Annotated in this window: 16 protein-coding genes; 14 read left to right on the top strand and 2 right to left on the bottom strand. The window is 64.6% G+C overall.

Annotation, left to right across the window (positions count from 1 at the left end; genetic code table 11):
- Nucleotides 1-72 precede the first annotated feature (72 nt).
- Together F812_RS24495 and F812_RS25680 are read left to right on the top strand one after the other, a co-directional pair.
- Nucleotides 73-1,455, top strand: coding sequence for a UDP-glucose dehydrogenase family protein (locus F812_RS24495; RefSeq protein ID WP_333780425.1), 1,383 nt, complete (start codon nucleotides 73-75; stop codon nucleotides 1,453-1,455).
- Nucleotides 1,456-1,607: 152 nt separating this feature from the next.
- Nucleotides 1,608-4,220: a bifunctional diguanylate cyclase/phosphodiesterase gene (locus tag F812_RS25680; RefSeq protein ID WP_083929245.1), complete on the top strand. Its 2,613-nt coding sequence runs from the start codon at nucleotides 1,608-1,610 to the stop codon at nucleotides 4,218-4,220.
- A gap of 21 nt (nucleotides 4,221-4,241) precedes the next feature.
- On the opposite strand, the gene F812_RS0117720 is transcribed toward F812_RS25680, so the two are convergent.
- The gene (locus tag F812_RS0117720) at nucleotides 4,242-4,709 is read right to left on the bottom strand and encodes a nuclear transport factor 2 family protein (RefSeq protein WP_026868237.1); all 468 of its coding nucleotides are present in this window, start codon (nucleotides 4,707-4,709) and stop codon (nucleotides 4,242-4,244) included.
- A 357-nt stretch (nucleotides 4,710-5,066) separates the two neighbouring features.
- Here F812_RS0117720 and F812_RS0117715 point away from each other — a divergent pair, with 357 nt between their 5' ends.
- Nucleotides 5,067-7,184, top strand: coding sequence for a HAMP domain-containing methyl-accepting chemotaxis protein (locus F812_RS0117715; protein WP_020087330.1), 2,118 nt, complete (start codon nucleotides 5,067-5,069; stop codon nucleotides 7,182-7,184).
- A gap of 74 nt (nucleotides 7,185-7,258) precedes the next feature.
- On the opposite strand, the gene F812_RS0117710 is transcribed toward F812_RS0117715, so the two are convergent.
- The gene (locus F812_RS0117710; RefSeq protein WP_020087329.1) at nucleotides 7,259-8,269 is read right to left on the bottom strand and encodes an aminoglycoside phosphotransferase family protein; all 1,011 of its coding nucleotides are present in this window, start codon (nucleotides 8,267-8,269) and stop codon (nucleotides 7,259-7,261) included.
- A 56-nt stretch (nucleotides 8,270-8,325) separates the two neighbouring features.
- Between F812_RS0117710 and kdpF the strand changes: the two genes are divergently transcribed.
- From kdpF to F812_RS0117650, 11 genes are all read left to right on the top strand, one after another.
- Nucleotides 8,326-8,445, top strand: a complete 120-nt coding sequence (kdpF, locus tag F812_RS26160) for a K(+)-transporting ATPase subunit F (protein WP_083929244.1) — start codon at nucleotides 8,326-8,328, stop codon at nucleotides 8,443-8,445.
- An 18-nt stretch (nucleotides 8,446-8,463) separates the two neighbouring features.
- Nucleotides 8,464-10,173, top strand: coding sequence for a potassium-transporting ATPase subunit KdpA (gene kdpA / locus F812_RS0117695; RefSeq protein ID WP_020087328.1), 1,710 nt, complete (start codon nucleotides 8,464-8,466; stop codon nucleotides 10,171-10,173).
- A gap of 13 nt (nucleotides 10,174-10,186) precedes the next feature.
- Complete coding sequence (gene kdpB / locus F812_RS0117690) at nucleotides 10,187-12,241, top strand: potassium-transporting ATPase subunit KdpB (protein ID WP_020087327.1); 2,055 nt, start codon at nucleotides 10,187-10,189, stop codon at nucleotides 12,239-12,241.
- 11 nt (nucleotides 12,242-12,252) lie between these two features.
- Nucleotides 12,253-12,831 carry a potassium-transporting ATPase subunit KdpC gene (kdpC, locus tag F812_RS0117685; protein ID WP_020087326.1) on the top strand — a complete coding sequence of 193 codons (579 nt, stop codon included), beginning with the start codon at nucleotides 12,253-12,255 and terminating at the stop codon, nucleotides 12,829-12,831.
- A 3-nt stretch (nucleotides 12,832-12,834) separates the two neighbouring features.
- On the top strand, nucleotides 12,835-15,534 hold the full coding sequence (locus F812_RS0117680; protein WP_020087325.1) for a sensor histidine kinase: 2,700 nt from the start codon (nucleotides 12,835-12,837) through the stop codon (nucleotides 15,532-15,534).
- Nucleotides 15,531-16,220 (top strand): response regulator, encoded by a 690-nt coding sequence (locus tag F812_RS0117675; RefSeq protein WP_020087324.1) that lies wholly within the window; start codon nucleotides 15,531-15,533, stop codon nucleotides 16,218-16,220. Before F812_RS0117680 ends, F812_RS0117675 begins: the two co-directional genes overlap by 4 nt.
- Nucleotides 16,195-16,500: a DUF3325 family protein gene (locus tag F812_RS24485; protein WP_083929243.1), complete on the top strand. Its 306-nt coding sequence runs from the start codon at nucleotides 16,195-16,197 to the stop codon at nucleotides 16,498-16,500. Before F812_RS0117675 ends, F812_RS24485 begins: the two co-directional genes overlap by 26 nt.
- Nucleotides 16,501-16,610: 110 nt before the next feature.
- A complete protein-coding gene (locus F812_RS0117665; RefSeq protein WP_020087322.1) occupies nucleotides 16,611-17,348 on the top strand; it encodes a response regulator in 738 nt (245 codons plus the stop codon).
- Nucleotides 17,345-18,787, top strand: coding sequence for an ATP-binding protein (locus F812_RS25675; RefSeq protein ID WP_020087321.1), 1,443 nt, complete (start codon nucleotides 17,345-17,347; stop codon nucleotides 18,785-18,787). Before F812_RS0117665 ends, F812_RS25675 begins: the two co-directional genes overlap by 4 nt.
- 318 nt (nucleotides 18,788-19,105) lie before the next feature.
- The gene (locus F812_RS0117655; protein WP_020087320.1) at nucleotides 19,106-20,269 is read left to right on the top strand and encodes a hypothetical protein; all 1,164 of its coding nucleotides are present in this window, start codon (nucleotides 19,106-19,108) and stop codon (nucleotides 20,267-20,269) included.
- A 289-nt stretch (nucleotides 20,270-20,558) separates the two neighbouring features.
- Nucleotides 20,559-20,909, top strand: coding sequence for a hypothetical protein (locus F812_RS0117650; protein WP_020087319.1), 351 nt, complete (start codon nucleotides 20,559-20,561; stop codon nucleotides 20,907-20,909).
- Nucleotides 20,910-20,928 lie beyond the last annotated feature (19 nt).

The raw sequence follows: 20,928 nt of genomic DNA, 5'->3' as shown, positions 1-20,928 counted from the left end.
CGAATCCAGGACCGTTCCGCGCCGGAAAATGCAAGAAACGGAGCATGACACCTTGGAGACGGACCAGCCCGAATTGCGCGGCGGCGTCTCAATCAGAAGGGCTCGAAAATGCGCATAGCCGTCGTTGGCTCGGGATATGTGGGACTTGTCTCCGGCGCCTGCCTCGCCGATTTCGGCCACGAGGTCACCTGCATCGACAGCAACGACGACAAGGTCAAGGCGCTGCAAGACGGCATCATGCCGATCTATGAGCCCGGCCTCGACCAGATCGTCGCCCGGAACTGCCAGGCCAAGCGGCTGGTCTTCACCACCGACCTCAAGGAGCCGGTGAAGAAGGCCGACGCGGTGTTCATCGCCGTCGGCACCCCCTCGCGTCGCGGTGACGGCCATGCCGATCTCTCCTACGTCTATGCGGTCGCGCGCGAGATCGCCGCCAACGTCCAGGGCTTCACCGTCGTCATCACCAAGTCGACCGTTCCCGTGGGCACCGGCGACGAGGTGGAGCGCATCATCCGCGAGGCCAATCCCGAGGCCGATGTGGCCGTGGTCTCCAACCCCGAATTCCTGCGCGAAGGCGCCGCGATCGAGGACTTCAAGCGCCCCGATCGCATTGTGGTCGGTATCGAGGACGAGCGCGCCCGCGCGGTGATGACGGAAGTCTATCGCCCGCTCTATCTCAATCAGGCGCCGCTCATGTTCACGGCGCGCCGCACCTCGGAGCTGATCAAGTACGCGGCGAACGCGTACCTCGCCATGAAGATCACCTTCATCAACGAGATGGCGGATCTCTGCGAGGCCGTCGGCAGCAACGTTCAGGACGTCGCTCACGGCATCGGTCTCGACAAGCGCATCGGCTCGAAGTTCTTGCACGCAGGCCCCGGCTACGGCGGCTCGTGCTTCCCCAAGGATACGCTCGCGCTCGTCAAGACCGCGCAGGACTACGGAAGCCCGCTGCGCCTGATCGAGACGACGGTCGCAATCAACGATCAGCGCAAGCGCGCCATGTCCCGCAAGGTCGCGCGCGCCATCGGCACCGACATGCGCGGCAAAACCATCGCGATCCTGGGATTGACGTTCAAGCCCAACACCGACGACATGCGCGAGAGCCCCGCGATCTCCATTATTCAGGGGCTGCAGGACAACGGCGCGATCATTCGTGCGTTCGATCCCGAAGGCATGGAGGCCGCGAAGGACTACCTATCCGGCGTGACGTTCGGCTCTGACCCCTATTCCATTGCCGAGGGCGCCGACGCCCTCGTTCTCGTGACGGAGTGGGATGCGTTCCGCGCGCTCGATTTTCCCCGCTTGAAGGGCGTGATGCGCGAGCCCCTCCTTGTCGATCTCCGAAATGTCTACCGGCGCGAGCAGATCGCGCGGCACGGTTTCCGCTACATCAGCGTTGGCCGCCCGAGGGAGGACATTGCCGCGGCTCTGAGCGCGGCGGCCGCCGAGTAAGGTCCGCCGTCCCCTTCTGGTGTGTGTCGCGCCTTTTGCGGCGCAAAATTCTCGTGCATGATACGGATACGCACAAAAAGACGGCAAATAGAAGATTTTATTAGAGTTTTGCTGATTATGCTCGTTCGCGCTAATGCCTCGGACGACATGCCATGGAACAAGCCCGTTATTTTACGGCGCTGACAGACAGCATTGAACGAGCCAGAACGCATCGCGATGCCCCTCTCATCGTAGGGACAGCGGTTGCGTATGGTGTCGCTGTCTATTTGGCCATCAGTCTGACGCGCAACTCGACCTACGTCGCGGCCATCTGGCCGGCTAACGGCATTTTGCTGGCAGCGCTTCTCACCTGTCCGAGACCGGTTTCGCGCTACATCCTCGTGGCGGCCTGCTTTTTGGCGAACGCCACAGCCCTGACGCTCAACGGAGACCAGTTGGCCACGGTGCTGACCTTCGCCAGCGTCGGCCCCACTGAATGCGTCCTTGCCTTCTACCTTGTGCACCGCGCTTGCGGGCGGCATGTCGAGCTGACCGAGGTCTGGAGCGTGATCAAGTTCGTGGCCGTTTGCCTGGCCGCGCCGATCCTGCCTGCCGCTTTCGGTGCGGCGGCTGCGATGCTGATATTCGGCGCTCCGTTCGCCGAGGCCTGGACTACTTGGTACCTCTCGGACAGTCTGGGTCTTCTGATCGTCACCCCGACCATCGTGCTTCTGAACGCGAAGCCAAATCCGTACAGCGTCGTTCCCTCTTCCGAGAGCGTGCTTCGCCACTTTCTTCTACTCACGGTCGCTTCGCTCACCGTGTTTCTCCAGTCGTCGGTGCCGCTCCTTTTCACGCTCGTTCCTATTTCCGTTCTGATCGCGTTTCGCCTGGGCTCCCGCTATGCGGCCATGGCGACGCTATGGCTCACGGTCGTGTCCCTGACGTGCACCTACCAGGGTTGGGGACCGGTTTCCTTGATGAATGAGCAGAGCACGAGCACCGGCATTTGGGTGGTGCAGCTCTTCAGTTTCGTGAGCGTGCTGACGTCTCTCCTCGTCGCGGCGGAAATTGCCGAGCGGGATCGGCTCAAGGGGGAGCTGGAGAGAGTGTCCAGGCTGGCCTCGGAGCGGCGCGAGCAATTGGATACGGCCCTCGATGCCATGTCCCAGGGCGTATGCCTGTTCGACCGCGACGCCCGTGTCGTCGTGCGCAACAGTCAATTCCTGGAGATCTACGGCCTGACCAAATACCAGGCGCCGCCCGGTACGTCGCTGATCGATCTGCTCGACATCTGCCGGAGTGCCGGAGCGGTTCCCGAAGAGGGATCGACCATCGAGCTGGACATCGACAGCGACACCGAACAGCACCTCGTTGGCGGGCGCTTCGTGCGCATCAACCAGCGCGTCCTGCCCGACGGGGGCGTCATCTGCACGTATACGGATTTCACCGCCGAAAAGCAGGCGGAGACCGAGCTGCTCCACCGCACCCTGCACGACGTTTTGACCGGCTTGCCGAACCGCCGCCTGCTGGTCGAGCGCATCGACGAAGCGCTCGAGAGCGCCAAAACCGGCAAGCAGGCCGTCGTCATGCTGCTCGACATCGACTACTTCAAGTCCGTCAACGACAACCTCGGGCACGCAGCCGGAGATGGCCTGTTGCGAGTGGTTGCCGACCGGCTTCGCTCCTGCGTCCGCGAGGATGATACGATCGCTCGTCTGGGCGGCGATGAATTTGCCCTGCTTCTGCGAGACGGCGATCAGCCGTGCGATGCATCGGCCGTCGCCCGGCGCATTCTCGACGTCGTGAGGCAGCCGGTCGTGCTGGAAGGCAAGCTGACCCGTGTCGGCATGAGCATCGGCATCGCGCGGCCGCCCGAGGACGGCACGACGACCGACGAGATCCTGAAAGCGGCCGATGTCGCGCTCTACAAGGCCAAACGCAGCGGACGCGGAAAATTCGCCTTCTTCGATGCGGCAGCCGATGCGGGCGCCTGCTCGGCACGCCGCCTGGAAAGCGAGCTGCGCCGCGCCATCGACGAGCAGGAATTCCACATCGTCTACCAGCCGATCACAGCAGGCTCGTCGGGTGACATCGCCGCCCTCGAGGCGCTTGTCCGCTGGCACCATCCCGAGCTTGGCGTCATCTCGCCCGCGGAATTCATTCCGCTCGCCGAGCACAACGGTCTCATCGTCGAGATCGGTGATTGGGTGCTGGAAAAGGCCTGCCGGGATGCCGCCAGCCTGCCGGCTGGTATCAAGATCTCCGTCAATCTTTCACGAGTGCAGGTTTCGGATCGTGATTTCGTGGCGCGGGTGGCGCAGATCCTTGAACGCACAGCGCTTCCGCCGGGGCGCCTCGAGCTCGAGGTCACCGAGACGGCGATCCTCGACAACGAGACCAACGCCTGCCGCGTCCTGGAAGAGCTGCGCGAGCTTGGCGTCTCGGTTGCGATCGACGATTTCGGCGTCGGCCAGTCTGCCTTGAGCTGCCTCAGGAGCTTGCCGATCGGCCGCATCAAGATAGACCGCTCGTTCGTGAACGACCTCGCAACCGACCTCAGGGCCCGCTCGATCTTCGTCGCAGTGGTGTCGCTCGCAAAATCGCTTGGCATCAAGACGACGGCCGAGGGGATCGAGACCGAGCAGCAGCGCATTATCGCCGCTCTCGCCGGATGCGATCACCTGCAAGGCTACCTTCTGGGCCGCCCCCAGGTGCTCGAAAACTTCGACTTCGACAGGGGGCCGGCACCGCGCATCAAGGCGCCGCTCGACATCGCGAGCTGAGCGCGCGTCCGCGCTCTCCGTCTAGAGCCCGAGATCCGAAAGCCCCGGATGGTCGGCAGGCCGCGGACCCAGCGGCCAATGATATTTGCGCTCGCTCTCCATGATCGGCTTGTCGTTGATGCTGGCAAAGCGGCGGCGCATCAGGCCGGCTTCGTCGAACTCCCAGTTCTCGTTGCCGTAGGAGCGGAACCACTGGCCGCTGTCGTCGTGCCATTCGTAGGCGAACCGCACGGCAATGCGGTTGCCGCCGAAGGTCCACACCTCCTTGATCAGCCGGTAGTCCAGCTCGCGGGCCCACTTCCGCGTGAGAAAGGCGATGATCTCGTCGCGGCCCTGCGGAAACTCGGCGCGATTGCGCCATTGGCTATCCGGTGTGTAGGCGCCAGCGACGCGATTGGGATCACGCGTGTTCCAGGCGTCCTCTGCCATACGCGCCTTCTGGGCAGCTGTTTCGGCCGTGAAGGGAGGAAGTGGTGGGCGCGGTGTCATGGGCGGCTCCTTGAGGCGGATCGAGCAGGTGGCGGCGATTGGAGAATAGCGAATTCGGCGCGCCTGCGCATGAGCTCATCCAGCCCCAATCTCCGATGCTCTGCGGGCGCACGTTCGATGGCGGATCGCCGCGTGGACGATGAGGTGAGCACTGACTTTAGAAAACAGGTTTTTGAAATTGCAAAGGCAACGCTTTTGCGTTGCACAATAGAAAAGAAAAATTAGGTTGATTAGAAAATTTCAAAACGCTTTCGACGCAAAACGTATGCGTGTCAAATAAGGATTGGAATTAAATCAAAATTGAGCGGCGTGCGCAAATTTTAGGCATTCGAACTTCATAAGAGGGGAACGCCTGTCATGCACGCAATCCAACTTTTTCAGAAAGTCTCGATCGGTAGCCGGCTTACAGCCGGGTTCTCGCTCGTGGCCGGTGTTATGGCTGTCGCCGTGGGGGCGACAATCTGGACGGTTTCCGGCCTTTCGACATCCTTCGACCGTATGACGGGGCTTCGCGTGCCGGTGGCCTTGATCAGCACGGAGCTCGAAAGCGACGTAAGCGCCACACTTGCGACCCTGCGCGGATACCTGCTGACCGGCGACGAGAAGATGAAGGCGGAGCGCGCGACTGCGTGGAAAGCGCTTGGAAAAGCATCGAGCAATTTCGATACCTATGCCGAGCGTTTCACGAATGCGGAAAACAAGGCAAAATGGGCCGAGGTGAAGGCGCTTTTGGAGGAGTTTAGAACGGCCCAGGAGAGCGCCGAAAATGTAGCTTTCACAAGCGACGCGTTTCCCGCGACGAAGCTTCTCGTCGAGGAAGCAGCCCCCCGCATGAGCGCGATGCTCGCCGAAATAACGAAAATGATCGATGAGGAGGAGAACCTCGAAGCCACCCCCGAGCGCAAGCGCCTGCTGAAGAGCATGGCCGATGTGCGCGGCAATCTGGCGGCCTCCGCCGCGCAGCTCCGCACGTTCCTTCTCTCCGGTGACGCCTCCGCGAAGGCGGAGTTCCAACGCTTCTTCGGCGTCTTCAACCGGGCTTTGGAAGCCTTTGCGCCCCAGAAGCACATGCTCTCGGAGACACAGAAAGCGTCCTACGAGGCGTTCGTCGCGGCCTATGCCAGCTTCGCGCCGCTGCCGGCCCGCATTATTGCCGTTCGTGAATCTCCCGAATGGAACCGCCCGGTGCACATTCTTGCCGCCGAGGCCGCGCCGAGAGCCGGTAAGATCCTGGATATCCTGGTCGGCACGAGGCAGGAAGACGGCGTTCGCCGCGGCGGCCTCAAGGGCAACCAGCAGAAGCTCCTTGCGGAGGATACCGAGGCTGCCACGAGCGGCATGTCGTTCCTCAGCACGCTTCAGTGGGCGCTCCTGGCGCTGGGGCTTGGCGGCGCGGGCCTCGTCGCCTACTTCACCAGCGCCTCCATCGTTCCCCCGATCCGCAAGATGACGAGCACCATGGGTGTTCTTGCCCAAGGTGATACCTCGGTCGAGATCCCGGGCAGGTCGCGCGGAGACGAAATCGGCGGAATGGCTGCCGCCGTGCAGGTCTTCAAGGACAACATGATCCGCACCCGCGAGCTCGAAGCCGAGGCCGTGGAGCAGAAGGCGAAGGCCGAGGCCGAGCGCCGCCGCGCCGTGCTGGAGCTTGCCGACAACTTCGAGAGCGCTGTGGGCACTGTTGTGAATGCGGTGTCCGACGCGGCAACCGAGTTGCAGGCAGCGGCACAGTCGCTCTCCGCGTCCTCTGCCCAGACGTCGACGCAGTCGACGGTCGTCGCAGCCGCGTCCGAGCAGGCCGCATCCAACGTGCACGGGGTCGCGAGCGCGGCGGAAGAGCTGTCGGGATCAGTCCGCGAGATCAGCCGCCAGGTCGATCAGTCGACGAGAATTGCCGAGAAGGCCGCACAGGAAGCGCGCCAGACTAACGCCCAGGTCCTGGAGCTTTCGGAAGGCGCGCGCAAGATCGGCACAATCGTCGAGATGATCAACAACATCGCGCGTCAGACCAATCTGCTCGCTCTCAACGCCACGATCGAGGCGGCGCGCGCTGGAGAGGCCGGGAAGGGCTTTTCCGTCGTTGCCCAGGAGGTCAAGGCCCTCGCGGACCAGACCACGAAGGCCACCGCCGAAATCGCGTCCCAGATCAGCACCGTTCAGGCTTCGACGGAGCACGCGGCCGGCAGCATCCTCGTCATCAGCAAGACGGTGGAGGAAATGAACGGCATCGCATCCGCCATCGCCGCAGCCGTCACGGAGCAGGGGGCTGCCACGGAGGAGATCGCACGCAACGTGCACGAGGCCGCGAAAGGAACGACCGAGGTCACCAGCAACATCACGGGCGTGAACCAGGCGGCCGAGAGCTCGAGCGTTGCGTCCGGACAGGTGCTGCTGGCCGCGACGGATCTTTCGCAGCAGTCCGAGAAGCTGCGCGCAGAGGTCGGCCGCTTCCTGGCTACTGTCCGCGCCGCCTGATTTCGCGGCTCGTCAAGGCAAGATCGCCCTCGGACGCGGAAGCCTCCGGGGGCGATGTCGTGTTCACGGGAAGCTCATCCGAGATCCAGCTCTGCGAGCGCAAGGCGCGCGATCTCGAAATCGACCGCTGGGGTCTCGCCGTCCTCGATGTACCAGGCGGCCGAGAGGCCCGCCCACGCCACGATCCACTGCAGGAGCCGGCGCCGATCCAGCCCCGCCTGCTGGCACACGATTGCAAGACGGCTTGCGAAGCGATCCGGCAGAACAGCCACCCGATGCACCGGGCTTTCCACATCCGGGTTGCAGAAAAGGTTGGCGTAGTCGAAGCCGCGCTCGCCGTGGATCCGTTTGGGATCGATGGCAAGCCATCCGCGCTTCCCGAAGTCCAGCACATTGTCGTGGTGGATGTCGCCGTGCAGCACCACGCCGTCCCGGGGATCGGCAAGCAGCAGGCACGCGACCTCGGCAGACTGCTTCAGGATGCCTCCGTGCGCCTGTGATGCGGGCTCAAGCGCATTGAACCAGACGGGCAACGGAACGAGACCGGGCGGTGGCGCGGCACGCGGCGCGTGGAGCCGTCCGATGGCATCGCAGAGAATGCGCGTTGCCTCATCGTCGCGCCCGTCGCGCGCGTAGTCGGAGAGCGAGCGGGTCCCCTCGGCCCGTTCGAGCAGGATGGCATTGCCCTCGAGCGCGAGCACGCGGGCAGCGCCCTGGCCATCCCACCACGCCATCACGAGGCCGCCCACCTCCTCGTCGTGATCGAGGGCGATCTTGAGCATGGCGGCCTCGCCCAGATGACGTACCGGCAGAAGGCGGGCGCCGCGCGTGACGATCGGATCGCCATCGGGCGTGAGCGCCCAACGGGAGAGAAAGGGCTCGAACTTCGAAAAAATGCGTTTGGCTCCAAAAGTCTGCAGGCCCGCCGTTGTGGTGCAAGTGCCGGTTCCGCCACGAATTTTCCTCCCGGAGCTGCGCGGCCGGACCGTCTTTACATCGTCTTTATACGCGCAACCAAAATTCCGGATCGAGAATTGATGCAGAGCCCCCGATGTTCCTTCCGAACAACTCCGGAGGAGCCCCATGCTCGATCTTCTGTTTCTTGCCCTCGGCCTGGGCGGCTTCGCGCTGATCGGCGCCTATGCCGTCCTCTGCGACCGCCTGTGAGGCTGCCATGAGCGATCCACTTATCGGACTGGCCGTCGCCATCGGCCTTGCCGCCTATCTCGTCTACACGCTTCTCCGCCCCGAGAAGTTCTAGGCTCGGGAGAATGATGACATGACACTCGATGGTTGGCTCGAGATAGCGCTGGTGCTCGGCGCTGTTCTCATCGCGGCACGGCCGCTCGGCCTCTACATGGCCCGGGTTCTTCAGGGTGAGAGAACCCTGCTGGCGCCCGTGCTCCGCCCGCTCGAACGGCGGCTCTATTCTGCAGCTGGCATCGATGCCGGGAAGGAGCAGGGCTGGCTGGCCTATACGCTGGCCATGCTGGCCTTCAGCGCGGCCGGCTTCCTGGTCCTCTATGTGTTGATGCGCTTGCAGGCGAGCCTGCCTCTCAATCCACAAGGCTTCGCAGGCGTCCCCCCCGACCTCGCCTTCAACACCGCCTTGAGCTTCGTCACCAACACCAACTGGCAGTCCTACGCTGGCGAGACGACCATGGCGCACATCGTGCAGATGGCCGGTCTCACCGTACAGAACTTCGTCTCCGCGGCGACCGGCATCGCGCTCGCCGCGGCCGTGACCCGCGCCTTTGCCCGCAGCGGAAGCGCGACCATCGGCAACTTCTGGGTCGATATGACGCGCGCGACGCTCTATGTCCTGCTGCCGCTCTCGATCGTCGTGGCGCTCGCCTATGTGATGTCCGGCGTGCCGCAGACGCTTCTCGCGAGCACCGGCGTGACGACACTGGAAGGCGCCAAGCAGACACTTTCATTGGGGCCGGTCGCCAGCCAGGAGGCCATCAAGCAGCTCGGCACCAATGGCGGCGGCTTCTTCAACGCCAACGCGGCTCATCCCTTCGAGAACCCCAACGCTTGGTCGAACATGCTCTCGATCTGGAGCATGCTCGTCGTCTCGGCCGCCATGACGTTCGCCTTCGGCCGCATGGTTGGGGATGCGCGCCAGGGGCACGCGCTGCTCGCCGCGATGGGTATTCTGCTGGTCGCAGCCGTAGCCTTGGTCTACGGGGCGGAGGCCGCAGGCAACCCCATCCTCGCCAAGCTCGGGATCGATGCGTCCGCCGGCAATCTGGAAGGCAAGGAAATACGCTTCGGCCAGGCCCTCACCGCCCTTTACATCGCAGCCACCACCGGCCTGTCCTGCGGCGCCGTCAACGCCATGCACGACTCGTTGACGCCGCTGGGCGGCCTCGCCCCGATGTTCTTGATGCAGCTTGGCGAGATCCTGCCCGGCGGCGTCGGCTCCGGCCTCTACGGCATGATCGTAATGGCGATCCTCGCCGTTTTTGTCGCGGGCCTCATGGTCGGCCGCACGCCGGAATATCTCGGCAAGAAGATCGAGGCACGCGAGATGAAGCTCGCGATCCTGGCACTGCTGATCCTGCCGTTCGCGATCCTCGGCTTTGCGGCGGCCTCCGCCGTGATGCCGAGCGCCCTCGAGAGCCTCGCGAACGCGGGCCCGCATGGCCTGTCGGAGATTCTCTATGCCTACAGCTCGGCCGCGGGCAACAACGGCTCGGCCTTCGCAGGCCTCAACGCCAATACGCCCTGGTACAATACCACGCTTGGCCTCGCCATGCTGCTCGGACGCTTCGCCTACGTCGTCCCGGTGATGGCGATTGCGGGATCTCTGGCCGCCAAGCGCAAGATCGCGCCGTCCGCCGGCACGTTCCCGACCCACGGCGGCCTCTTCGTCGGTCTTCTGGTGGGCGTAATCCTGATCCTCGGCGGATTGCAGTATTTCCCCTCGCTCGCGCTGGGGCCAGTCGTCGAGCATTTCCTGATGCAATCCGGCAAGACGTTCTGAAGGAGGGCGTCTCATGAGCAAGACATCGTCAATTGCCCTGTTTGATCGGGCTATCCTCGAGGAGGCCGCCTTCGGCGCGGTCAAGAAGCTCGCACCGCAGAAGCTGGTTCGGAACCCTGTGATGTTCGTGACCGGCGTGGTGGCAGCCCTCGCGACCACGATCTTCGTGCGTGACCTCGCAACCGGAGAGGGCGGCGTCGCCTTCACCGGCCAGATCGCCGCGTGGCTGTGGTTCACCGTCCTGTTCGCGAACTTCGCAGAGGCCGTTGCGGAGGGGCGCGGCAAGGCGCAGGCCGATGCGCTCCGCCGCTCGCGCAGCGATACGACGGCGAAGGTTCTCCTCCATCCGGACGATCCGGAGGACGAGCTGTGGGAGCCGAAACCCGCGCTCGACGTGGAGGTGGGCGATGTCGTGCTGGTCGAGGCGGGAGACACGATCCCCGCCGATGGCGAGGTGATCGAAGGCATCGCGTCGGTGAACGAATCCGCAATTACCGGTGAGTCCGCCCCCGTGATCCGCGAGTCGGGCGGCGATCGCTCGGCCGTGACCGGCGGCACGGTCGTTCTCTCGGATTGGATCAAGGTACGCGTCACCGCGACGTCCGGATCGTCCTTCCTTGATCGCATGATCGCGCTTGTCGAAGGCGCCGAGCGTCAGAAGACTCCCAACGAGCTGGCTCTTTCCATCCTGCTCTCCGGCATGACGCTGATCTTCCTTGTCACGGTCGCCACGCTGTGGGGGCTTGCGGGATATTCCGGAACCGTGCTGTCGCTGACCGTGCTGGTGGCGCTTCTCGTCACGCTAATCCCGACGACGATCGGCGGCTTGCTGTCCGCGATCGGCATCGCGGGCATGGATCGGCTGATCCGCTTCAACGTGGTCGCAACATCCGGCCGCGCGGTCGAGGCCGCGGGCGATGTCGACACCTTGCTGATCGACAAGACCGGCACCATCACCTTCGGCAATCGCTTGGCGACGGCGTTCATCCCCGTGCCCGGCGTTTCGGAGCGCGAGCTGGCGGAGGCCGCATTCCTCGCCTCCTTGGCCGACGAGACACCGGAAGGCCGCTCCATCGTCGCACTCGCCAGGGGGCATTACAGTGCGCCCGAGCCGAGCCATGAGGAAGCCTCCGCAAAAGCTATTCCGTTCTCGGCCCAGACGCGGATCTCGGGCATAGATTGCGGCGGACGCTCGATCCGCAAGGGCGCGGTGGATGCGATCCTCGCCTTCGCAGGCGTGCTGATCGAATCCGCGTCTCCCGCATTCCGCAAGGCGGTGGATGAGATCGCTCAGTCGGGCGGCACGCCGCTCGCCGTCTCCGAGGGGCATCGCTTACTCGGCGTCATCCACCTCAAAGATGTGGTGAAGCCCGACATCAAGGAGCGCTTTGCCGCCATGCGCGCCATGGGCATCAAGACGGTTATGGTGACGGGCGACAACCCCGTGACGGCCGCCGCCATTGCATCCGAGGCGGGTGTCGACGATTTCCTGGCCGAAGCGACACCGCAGGACAAGCTGGCCTACATCCGCACGGAGCAGGGGAAAGGCCGTCTGATTGCCATGTGCGGTGACGGCACCAACGATGCGCCCGCGCTCGCGCAGGCCGATGTCGGCGTGGCCATGCAGAGCGGAACCCAGGCCGCACGTGAAGCCGGGAACATGGTGGACCTGGACAGCAACCCCACCAAGCTCATCGAGATCACCGAGATCGGCAAGCAGCTGTTGATGACGCGAGGATCACTCACCACCTTCTCGATCGCCAACGATGTCGCGAAGTATTTTGCGATCATTCCCGCGCTGTTCGTCGCGACCTATCCCGAGCTCGGGACCCTCAATGTCATGGGACTCGCGACGCCCGAGAGCGCCATCCTGTCGGCCGTAATTTTCAACGCACTCATCATCGTCGCCCTGATACCGCTCGCCCTCAAAGGCGTGCCCTATCGGGCGGTGGGCGCCGCCGCACTGCTCCGCCGCAACCTTCTGATCTACGGCCTCGGCGGTCTCGTCGCGCCCTTCATCGGTATCAAGATCGTCGATCTCGGCGTCTCGGCGCTGGGCTTGGCTTGAGGAGACGTCACATGTTTACACACCTGCGCCCCGCCCTGGTCATGGTTGCGGCTTTGACTGTCCTGACCGGCGTCGTCTACCCGCTGGCCATCACTGGCCTGTCTCAGGTTCTCCTTCCCGCGCAAGCGAACGGCAGCCTGCTCACCCGCGACGGCGCCGTGGTCGGCTCGTCGCTGGTCGGCCAGCTCTTCACGGGCGACGGCTATTTCCATGGGCGCCCCTCGGCTGCTGGAAGCGACGGATACGACGCCAGCGCTTCGTCGGGCTCGAACTTGGGCCCCACGTCGGCCAAGCTCGTTGCGCGCGTGGAGGCGGCAATTCCGGCTCTCGCCGTCCCTAACGGGGCAAGCGTACCGGCGGATGCCGTCACGGCCTCCGCGAGCGGCCTCGATCCCCACATTTCCCCGGACTACGCGGCGCTCCAGGTTGAGCGGGTCGCCAAGGCCCGCGGCGTGCCGCCCGCCCGTATCCGGGAGATCCTGGCCGGTGCCGCGGAGGAGCCCCTCGCCGGAGTGGTCGGCGAGCCGCGCGTTAATGTGCTTCTCCTGAATATTGCGCTTGACGCCGCGCTGGCGTCGGGAACCGGATAGAGCATGAGCAACGACACGCGCGCAACCGGCGAACGCCGCCCGTCGCCGAAAGAGCTTCTCGAGCTTGCCCGGAGTGAATCCCGCGGCAAGCTCAAGGTGTTTCTCGGCATGGCGCCCGGCGTGGGCAAGACCTACGCCATGCTCGCGGCCGGCCGCGCGCTCAAGGGTGAAGGGGTTGATGTGGTGGTCGGCGTCGTGGAAACCCACGGCCGCGCGGAAACCGCCGCCCAGCTCGAAGGGCTAGAGGTTCTGGCGCGGCGCGTGGTGCCGTATCGCAAGCGCACGCTGATGGAGTTCGACGTCGACGCGGCGCTTGCCCGCCGTCCCGATCTTCTTCTGGTCGACGAGTTCGCCCACACCAATGCCCCCGGCCTTCTTCACACCAAGCGCTATCAGGACGTGGAGGAGATCCTGCAGGCGGGCATCGACGTCTGGACCACGCTCAACATCCAGCATCTCGAAAGCTTGACCGACGTCGTCGAGCGGATCACGGGCGTCGCCGTGCGCGAGACGGTTCCCGACAAGGTGCTCGAAAAGGCCGACGAGATCGTCGTCGTCGATCTGCCGCCCGAGGAGCTGATCAAGCGGCTGAAGGAGGGGAAGGTCTATCTGCCGGACAACGCACGCCGCGCGGTGGACCAGTTCTTCAAAGCAAGCAATCTGACGGCCCTCCGCGAGCTTGCGCTCCGCCGCACCGCGGATCGCGTCGACGAGCAGATGATCAAGCAGCTTCGCCGCCAGGGCATCGAAGGCCCGTGGCCGACGGCGGAGCGCCTGCTGGTCTGCGTGGGCGGTGACGAGCGGTCCGAAGCCGTGGTGCGGGCTGCCGCGCGCATGGCCGCCGCCCTCAAGTCCGATTGGGTTGCCGTAAATCTGAAGCGCCTCGATCGCGCTTCGGTCACCAGAAGCGAGGAGCGCAGGGTCGAGAAGGCGCTCCGCCTCGCCGAGCGGCTGGGCGCCACCACGGCGCGTCTCAACGCGAAGGACGTCGCCGACGAGATCCTCGGGTACGCGCGCCGCAACAACATCACGCAGATCGTCATCGGCCGCTCGCGCGCCGGGCAGGTCGGGGAATGGCTCGGGCGATCGCTCTCCGATCAGCTCGTCTCCCGGGCGCGCGATCTTTCGATCACCGTGCTTGCCCAGGAGAGCGAAGCCCCGAGGGAGCCGTGGATCAAATGGCCGAAGCCTCACGTCGCGCTGTCTACAACTGCTTCCGTCGTGGCGGCGGTCTCTATTGCGACTGCGATCGGGCTCGGCCTCGAAAAGATCACGACGCTGCCGAACCTGTCGATGGTGTTTCTGTTCGCCGTTCTGCTCTGCGCCCTGCGCCTCGGCGTGCTGCCGGCCGTGGGCGCGGCGGGACTGTCGTTTCTGGCCTACAACTTCTTTTTCATCGAGCCGCGTCACACTTTCACGATCTCGGAACCTTATGAGCTGTTCTCGCTCCTCATCTTCCTGATCGTGGCGGGCGTCACCGGCGGGCTCGCGGGTCGCCTTCGGGAATATGCGACCTCGATCCGCGAGCGCGCGGAATCGACCCAAGCGCTCTACGACTTTTCGAGAAAACTCTCCGGCACGGCACGCCTCGATGACATCCTGTGGCTGCTCGCGGCGCAATCCTCGGCCGTGATCAAAGGGCGCTCCATCATCCTGCTCGAGGGAGAGCAGGGCCTCGAGATACGCGGCGGCTGGCCGCCCGAGGACCAGCTTTCGACCTCCGACTGGACGGCGGCCCGCTGGAGCCACGAGCGTGGCGAGCCGGCCGGCAAGATGACCGGAACGCTCCCGTCCGCGCAGTTCCAGTTCCGCCCACTCATGTCGAGCAAAGGTGCGGTCGGCGTTATCGGCATCGACCCTGGCGGCGAGGAGGAGGCGCTGCCCTCCATGACGGAGCACGTGCTGCAATCGTTCATAGATCAGTCGGCGCTCGCTATCGAGCGCACGATCCTGGTCGAGCAGGCTGCAAAGGCGGAGACGGCGGCGGAGTCCGAACGCCTCCGGGCGGCGCTGCTGTCGTCGATCTCCCACGATCTGCGCACCCCCCTGGCCTCCATCGTCGGCTCGGTGACGAGCCTGCGCCAGCTCGGCGATCAGATGCCGAAGCGCGATCGTGCGGATCTGCTGGCGACCATCGAGGAGGAGGCCGCGCGCTTGTCCGCGTTCGTCGGCAACCTGCTCGACATGACGAAGCTCGAAGCCGGAGCGCTCGACATTCGCCGCGACTGGGTCGATGTCGGCGATGCCATCCACGGCGCCGTAGCCCGTGCGGCCAAGGCGGTGCCCGCCCGCAAGGTCTCTGTCACGGTCGTGAAGAACCTGCCGCTCATTCGCGGCGATGCTGTGCTTCTGGAGCAGGTTCTCTACAACCTGATCGACAACGCCAATAAATACAGCGAGCCGCAATCGATCACGCGCGTCTCCGCCGACTTCGCACCCGGCCATGTCGAGATCAGGGTCACGGACGAGGGGATCGGCATTCCCCAGGATGCGCTGACGAAGGTGTTCGACAAGTTCTATCGCGTGGCGGGAAGCGACGGGCGTGCGCCGGGCACGGGCCTAGGGCTCTCCATTTGTGCTGGCCTCGTGAAAGGCATGGGGGGCACGATCCGCGCAGAAAGCCCGGTTGCGAACGACAGGGGCACGCGCATCGTGGTACATCTCCCGATCCCTGCCGACGAGCCTCGGAGAAAAGAAGGATGAGCGGCACACGCGTCCTCGTCGTCGATGACGAGCCACAGATCTTGCGCTTCCTGAAGCCGAGCCTGACAGCAGCCGGCTATGAGGTCATCACGGCGGAGGCGGGGCGGGACGCGCTGAAACTCGCAGCGAACGCCTCGCCGGATCTCATTCTGCTCGACCTCGGTCTGCCGGACATGGACGGCAAGGACGTGATCCGCGAGTTGCGCACGTGGTCCAAGACGCCTGTCATCGTTCTGTCTGCCCGCGACCGGGAGGCGGAGAAGATCGCGGCCCTCGACATCGGCGCCGACGATTACATCAACAAGCCCTTCGGCATCGGCGAATTGACAGCGCGTCTGCGCACGGCCATTCGCCACGCCGCCCAGAGCAAGGGCCAGGAGACGCGCTTCTCGTCGGGGGCGCTCACCGTCGATATCGCGGCCCATCAGGTTGCGATTGACCGCGTGCCCGTCAAGCTCACGCCGAAGGAGTTCGAGCTGCTGGCGATCCTCGTGCGCAACGCAGGCCGCATCGTCACCCACCGCCAGATCCTGACGGCGGTCTGGGGTCCCGCTCATACCGAGGATCTGCAATATCTCCGCGTTTTCATTGGTCAGCTGCGCCAGAAGCTCGAAGGCGCGCAGGCTGCTGACCTGATCGTGACGGAGCCAGGTATCGGGTATCGGCTCGTCGCTGAAAATACTTAGAGGCTGCCGGAAGCTCCGGTGCATCGGCGCAACACGTCGTGCGCCGCCGCGTAGCCTTTTGCGCGCAGGCGCGCTCGGGGTGCTCGCGTTGGCTTATTGGGTGCTCGTGAACGCCTATGGTGCCCCGATCGGAAGCACGCTCTGGGCAGGCCCACTGTCCGTGGGGGCGCTTCTGGCAGTGCTCGCGCTCACCTATCGGCCTTCGGCGGCGATGATCACCGCGGGCGTGGCCGGCCTGGGTGCGACAGTGCAGGCGCTGCTCGCAACCGTCGGCCAATAAACGGCAATCTCTGGATGTAATGGACTGTTACAAGATCGCGGCTTGGCGGGCCACGCGACTCCGCCTTATCGTCCTCCTCGGGTCGCGATCCGCCGGGTAACGGACAACACTTGAACGCCACGCCTCACATTCTCATCGTCGACGATGATCAGCAGATCCGCTCCAGCCTGAGCCGGTTCCTGACCACGAACGGCCTGCGCGTCACGCAGGCGCCGGGCGGCGAGGCCATGTGGAGCGCCCTCGATGCGGGCAAGTTCGACCTGATCGTGCTCGACATCATGATGCCGGGCGAAGACGGCCTGACGCTGTGCCGCCGCCTGCGCGAGACGCGCGAGATTCCCATCGTGCTGCTCACCGCCATGTCGGGAGAGACGGATCGCATCATCGGCCTCGAGCTCGGGGCAGACGACTATATCTGCAAGCCCTTCAACCCGCGCGAGCTGCTGGCCCGCATCCGTGCCATCCTTCGCCGCACCGGCGAGCGTCCCGCGCGGAGCCCCGGCTCACAGTCGTCCACCTACTTCTTCGAAGGCTGGATGCTCGACACGGTCCGTCGCGTGCTCCGCAATCCGGAGAACGCCCTTGTCGATCTCACCTCGGGAGAGTTCGATCTTCTCGTCGTCTTCGTCGAGCGGCCGCAATATGTGCTGAGCCGCGACCAGCTCCTCGACCTCGCGCGTGGGCGGGCGACATCAGCCTTCGACCGCAGCATCGACGTGCAGATCAGCCGGCTGAGGCGCAAGATCGAGGCGGACCCGCAGCAGCCCGCTTTCATAAAGACCGTGCGCAGCGGAGGCTACATTTTCTCCGCGAAGGTGACGACGAGCGCGCCGGGAGCCGAGCGATGAAGCCGAACAATCTCGCGCGTCTTGGCTCGGTTCGGCTGGGAACACGCATCGCGCTCACCATGCTCGGCGCGATGCTCGCTATTCAGGCGTTGAATTCGGCGATCTTCTTTCTCCTGCCGCGCCCCACGCCCAAGATCTACAGCGCCCGCTGGATCGTGGCGGAAACGCAGAAGGTTGTGGGAGACCTCACCGCTTCGCCGCAAGAGTCTTACCAGGACGTCGCCAAGCGCTTCCAGGAACGCACCGGCCTCACCCTTCGCCAGAAGCCGGAGAAGTCCGAGGAGCACAAGCGTAAGGAGTTTCCGGCCCTTCAGCGCGTGACGGACACGTTGCAAGCGGCCCTTGCCGGCAAGGTGAGCGGCATCGAGGTGCAGAGCTTCATGAAGCCGCACGGGCCGCCGCCCGATGCCGCGCCCGTGACGGTGCCGCCGGAGTTCGAGTTCTCGTTTCCGAAAGGGCCGTTGACGGATGGCGAGCCGGACATCCCGATCTGGAGCCAGTTCGCCATCTCGTTCCAGACATCCGATGGCCGGCACTTCGAGATCTCGACGCGGCCCCCGTGGCCATTCGGGCAGTTTCTCAATCCGATGGTGATCAGTGCCGCGAGCGCAATTCTGCTGGTCGCCTTCCTCTCCGCATGGATCGCCACGCGCTCCCTGCGCCCGCTCGACGAGATGGTCGCGGCTGCGCGCCGCCTCGGCTCCGAGCGTGAGCCGACGCCCATCGAAACCGCGCATCTGCGCGAGTATGCGGCCATCGGCGAGGCGATGAACGAGATGCAGGTGCGCATCAAGGATTTCGTGGACGAGCGCACGCAGATCCTGGCTGCGGTCTCCCACGATATGCGGACTGCGTTGACCCGGCTTCGCCTCGAGTCGGAGCAGTTGCCCGAGGGCGAAGCCAAGCAACGGCTGATCCTCGGCGTCACAGAAATGGAAGGGATGATCTCGGCGACGCTGACGTTCGCCGGAGACGATCTCAAGGGTGAGCGCTCCGAGCCGCTCGATGTGGCAGCTCTCCTCATCACGATTTGCGACAACTTCACCGACGTCGGCGCTGTGGCGAGCTACGAAGGGCCCGATCATGCACAGGCCATCTGCCAGCCGACCGCCATCCGCCGGGCCTTCACCAATCTCATCGACAACGCGATCAAGTACGGCAAGGAGGCTGAGGTGAGCCTCACGCGGGAAGCCGATTTGTTCGTCATCACCATCGCGGATCGAGGCCCCGGCATCGCGCCCGATCAGGTGGAGCTGGCGTTCAAGCCGTTCCGCCGCCTTGAGCAGTCGCGCAATCGCGAGACGGGCGGCGTTGGACTTGGGCTCACCATCGCCCGCGATATCATTCGCGCGCACGGGGGCAGCATTGCTCTGGCAACACGCGAGGAAGGCGGATTGGCCGCGACGGTCAGGCTGCCATCGGCTCAGCAGTCCAGATGAAACGCTTCGTAACAGTGTGAAACCCGCCCGACATCACCACAGGGCCGGTGCACACTATAGTGCGAGCTAGAACGGCGCCCGCGCGTTCGAAATTCCCGTCCGATGCATGGCGAGACGGGAAGAGGCGCCGCAGAGGCGACAGCGTCAGACAGTAAGACCGCTTCTTGTTCCCATCCGCAGGGTGCGGATGGGGCGCCCCGGTCTGTGGCAGTTCCCTTGCGTGTCGGTATGCGTAAAGGCGGGTTCGGTTATGTGGAGCCGTGCGCCTCTCGCCACCGCAAACGTCCTCGCCGCATCCGGCAGAATAGGGCTTGAAGCATGACGATATCGACATTGAGCTGGGCGAACACACAGGGCGCCAGCTCGCAACAGAAAAGCCGCAAGACCGAAGCGACTGAGCAGCAGGCTCTGCTCGCCGCGCAGCTTCAGCAACTCGCGAACGCGTCGCAAACCTCGTCGTCGGACGGCAGCACCCCGATCCCCGCGATAGAGGTCGCGGGCTCGAGCAGAAGCGGGCTCTCCGCTCTTCTCGGCTCCAGCGCCGCGTCCGGGCCGCCGCCGCCCCCGCCGGGAGGCGAGTCCGCCAGCGAGTTCATGGACAATCTCGGCTCGCTGCTGTCCGCGTTGAGCTCGGGCGACACAGAGGCGGCTTCCAATGCCGCCGATGCCTTGCAGTCCCTCATCGATGGCCTGTCAGGCACCGGCAAGACGCAAGGTGAGCAGGCGAGCGGTACGGCCGGCGCGTCTGGCTTCATCTCGGACGTCCAGTCTCTCCTTGACGCTGTGGACTCGGGCGACGAGCAGGCGATCACCACGGCCGCGGGCAATCTCGCCGAAGGCATGAACCGCGCCATGGGCGCGGGCGCGCCGATGGGGCCGTCTCCGCCGCCTCCCGCGGGCAGCGAGGAGTCTCAGTCCGTCATGGATGGTTTGGGCGATCTCCTTTCGGCTCTCGAATCCGGAGACACCGAAGCGACGAGCGATGCGGCCACGGCCCTGCAGAAGGTCCTGGACGATCTCAAAGCCGCATCCGGCGAAACGAGCGAGACCGGCGCGAGCGAAGGCCGATCGGGCTTCCTCACCGACGTGCAGTCGCTTCTCGATGCGGTCAAATCAGGGGACAGCGCTTCCGTAGCCGGCGCGTCGCAGACCTTAAGCGACGGGCTGAGCCGCGCCGCGCAGGGCCGGCCTCCGATGGGACCGCCTCCGCCCAATGGTGGCCCGCCGCCATCAGGCGTGACCGACAGCGGCAGCACCACCAGCAAGACGACCGCCGAGTCGAGTCTCGAAAGCGTGCTCGCGACGCTGACCGATCTCGTCGGCGCGGCGTCCAATGAGAGTAGTGAAGGAAGCTCTCAGGTCGCATTCCTCGACAGCCTGAAGAGCCTCTTCGAAGCCATGCAAACCGGCACCGACGTAAGCGATCGGCTCAACGCGGTGATCACCGCGTACGCCGAGAACGGGGCCTCGGCAGACGCCTGAAATGTGGCGTGACACGCGTACGGCGAGGCTGCGCGGCCCCAAGATGCAAGGCCTCGCCGCGTTCGTCGCGAACGCCTGTCGCTCATCTGCCTTCTGGCGATTTCCGGTACGATTTCCGAAGCATCGAACCTGAACGTCCGTTCCGGAATTCCATTCGCGATTGGCGCGATATCCTGCGCTGCCGGGAGGGATTTGAGGAATGCACAACTCTTGACTGTGCGTGCGTTGCAGTCGACGCCCTGTCTGTTAGGATCAGCCCAATGATCACCGCTACGGTGGGGTAGGGCCGATGATGCGGGCATTGCTCGCTTCAATATTCGTCATCTTAATCCTCGCTTCGGGGATTTCGAGTGATGCGCGCTCGGTTGCGGCGGAGCCCGGCAACCAGATCGCGGTCAAGCTCAAGGCGCAGCCTGCTCATCATCAGGGCCAGGACACGCCGGACGTCCGCCGGCAGCATTGTTTTTCTGCCCGGTATTGGGACAGCAGCGCCGCAATACCACCGCTCGTCACGACGGAATTACGGAATGAAGCATCGCCCGCCGGGCCAATGCTTCCGCATCATCAGCAGTTTCTGACTCACATACTTTTCTTGTATGCGTGCGCGCCGCGCGCGCCACCGTTCCTTTTCAGAACGTAGCCGTTCCAAATCCAATTTT

Source organism: Hyphomicrobium zavarzinii ATCC 27496 (genome assembly GCF_000383415.1).
GTDB classification, from domain to species: domain Bacteria; phylum Pseudomonadota; class Alphaproteobacteria; order Rhizobiales; family Hyphomicrobiaceae; genus Hyphomicrobium_C; species Hyphomicrobium_C zavarzinii.
Note: the sequence above shows the minus strand (reverse complement) of the source record. Positions and strands in the feature narration are given on the sequence as shown.

Coding starts and splice junctions, on each gene's coding strand:
- F812_RS0117650 (WP_020087319.1), top strand. CDS start 20,559: ATGATGCGGGCATTGCTCGCTTCAATATTCGTCATCTTAATCCTCGCT.
- F812_RS0117715 (WP_020087330.1), top strand. CDS start 5,067: ATGCACGCAATCCAACTTTTTCAGAAAGTCTCGATCGGTAGCCGGCTT.
- kdpF (WP_083929244.1), top strand. CDS start 8,326: ATGCCGTCCTCTGCGACCGCCTGTGAGGCTGCCATGAGCGATCCACTT.
- F812_RS25675 (WP_020087321.1), top strand. CDS start 17,345: ATGAAGCCGAACAATCTCGCGCGTCTTGGCTCGGTTCGGCTGGGAACA.
- F812_RS0117720 (WP_026868237.1), bottom strand. CDS start 4,709: ATGACACCGCGCCCACCACTTCCTCCCTTCACGGCCGAAACAGCTGCC.
- F812_RS0117680 (WP_020087325.1), top strand. CDS start 12,835: ATGAGCAACGACACGCGCGCAACCGGCGAACGCCGCCCGTCGCCGAAA.
- kdpB (WP_020087327.1), top strand. CDS start 10,187: ATGAGCAAGACATCGTCAATTGCCCTGTTTGATCGGGCTATCCTCGAG.
- kdpC (WP_020087326.1), top strand. CDS start 12,253: ATGTTTACACACCTGCGCCCCGCCCTGGTCATGGTTGCGGCTTTGACT.
- F812_RS0117655 (WP_020087320.1), top strand. CDS start 19,106: ATGACGATATCGACATTGAGCTGGGCGAACACACAGGGCGCCAGCTCG.
- F812_RS25680 (WP_083929245.1), top strand. CDS start 1,608: ATGGAACAAGCCCGTTATTTTACGGCGCTGACAGACAGCATTGAACGA.
- F812_RS0117710 (WP_020087329.1), bottom strand. CDS start 8,269: ATGGGGCTCCTCCGGAGTTGTTCGGAAGGAACATCGGGGGCTCTGCAT.
- F812_RS0117675 (WP_020087324.1), top strand. CDS start 15,531: ATGAGCGGCACACGCGTCCTCGTCGTCGATGACGAGCCACAGATCTTG.
- kdpA (WP_020087328.1), top strand. CDS start 8,464: ATGACACTCGATGGTTGGCTCGAGATAGCGCTGGTGCTCGGCGCTGTT.